The 1,794-nt window shown below is 57.3% G+C and carries 1 rRNA gene (cut by a window edge); it reads left to right on the top strand.

From position 1 onward, the window contains the following. The first annotated feature begins 78 nt into the window (after positions 1 to 78). Positions 79 to 1,794 (top strand): 23S ribosomal RNA (locus tag ABZ808_RS30815); it runs 1,488 nt beyond the window's last position.

Here is a 1,794-nt window from a genome sequence, read left to right as displayed (position 1 = left end):
GCCGGGTTTGGTGTGGGGCTTGTGGGTTGTGGGTTGGTCGTTTGTTGAGAATTGCACAGTGGACGCGAGCATCTTTGTGGTCAAGTTGTCAAGGGCGAACGGTGAATGCCTTGGCACCAGGAGCCGATGAAGGACGTGGGAGGCCGCGATAGGCCTGGGGGAGCTGTCAACCAAGCTGTGATCCCAGGGTGTCCGAATGGGGAAACCTGGCACCAGTCATGTGGTGTCACCCACACCTGAACACATAGGGTGTGTGGAGGGAACGCGGGGAAGTGAAACATCTCAGTACCCGTAGGAAGAGAAAACAATTTAGTGATTCCGTGAGTAGTGGCGAGCGAAAGCGGATTGAGGCTAAACCGGCTGCGTGTGATACCTGTCAGGGGTTGCGTGGTCGGGGTTGTGGGACCCTGCTGAACAAGCTGACACTTGTTCGAGAAGTTACAAAGTTAGTGGCTAGTCGAACAGTCTGGAATGGCTGACCGTAGACGGTGAAAGTCCGGTAGGTGAAAGTTGCTGACCTTCTGTGGGTGTTCCCGAGTAGCGGCGGACCCCTGAAATCTGCCGTGAATCTGCCAGGACCACCTGGTAAGCCTAAATACTTCCTGGTGACCGATAGCGGACGAGTACCGTGAGGGAATGGTGAAAAGTACCCCGGGAGGGGAGTGAAATAGTACCTGAAACCGTTCGCCTACAATCCGTCGGAGCCTTGCGGGGTGACGGCGTGCCTTTTGAAGAATGAGCCTGCGAGTTAGTGGCATGTGGCGAGGTTAACCCGTGTGGGGGAGCCGTAGCGAAAGCGAGTCTGAATAGGGCGATTCAGTCGCGTGTCCTAGACCCGAAGCGGAGTGATCTAGCCATGGGCAGGCTGAAGCGCGGGTAAGACCGCGTGGAGGGCCGAACCCACCAATGTTGAAAAATTGGGGGATGACCTGTGGTTAGGGGTGAAAGGCCAATCAAACTCCGTGATAGCTGGTTCTCCCCGAAATGCATTTAGGTGCAGCGTCGCGTGTTTCTTGCCGGAGGTAGAGCACTGGATGGTCTAGGGGGCCCACAAGCTTACCGAAATCAGCCAAACTCCGAATGCCGGTAAGTGAGAGCGCGGCAGTGAGACTGCGGGGGATAAGCTTCGTAGTCGAGAGGGAAACAGCCCAGATCACCAGCTAAGGCCCCTAAGCGTGTGCTAAGTGGAAAAGGATGTGGGGTCGCATAGACAACCAGGAGGTTGGCTTAGAAGCAGCCACCCTTTAAAGAGTGCGTAATAGCTCACTGGTCAAGTGGTTCCGCGCCGACAATGTAGCGGGGCTCAAGCACACCGCCGAAGCTGTGGCATTCACATTTTATCCTCGCTTGGACTTGATTCCTTGTGCAGGTGTGTGGATGGGTAGGGGAGCGTCGTGCCGCGAGTGAAGCAGCGGGGTGACCCAGTTGTGGACGCGGCACGAGTGAGAATGCAGGCATGAGTAGCGAAAGAAGGGTGAGAAACCCTTCCGCCGGATGACCAAGGGTTCCAGGGCCAGGCTAATCCGCCCTGGGTGAGTCGGGACCTAAGGCGAGGCCGAGAGGCGTAGTCGATGGACAACGGGTTGATATTCCCGTACCCGCGAAAGAGCGTCCCTGATGAACCTCGTTGTGCTAACCACCCAAACCGGCTGCGACCTTCGGGTCAAGGTTGGGGAGCGTGGGAACCTGGCGGGTAGTAGTCAAGCGATGGGGTGACGCAGGAAGGTAGCTGAGCCCGGCCGGTGGTTGTGCCGGGGTAAGCGTGTAGGCCGTGTCGTAGGCAAATCCGCGACG

It is taken from the genome of Micromonospora sp. NPDC047527, from assembly GCF_040643015.1.
Taxonomy (GTDB): Bacteria; Actinomycetota; Actinomycetes; order Mycobacteriales; family Micromonosporaceae; genus Micromonospora.
Note: the sequence above shows the minus strand (reverse complement) of the source record. Positions and strands in the feature narration are given on the sequence as shown.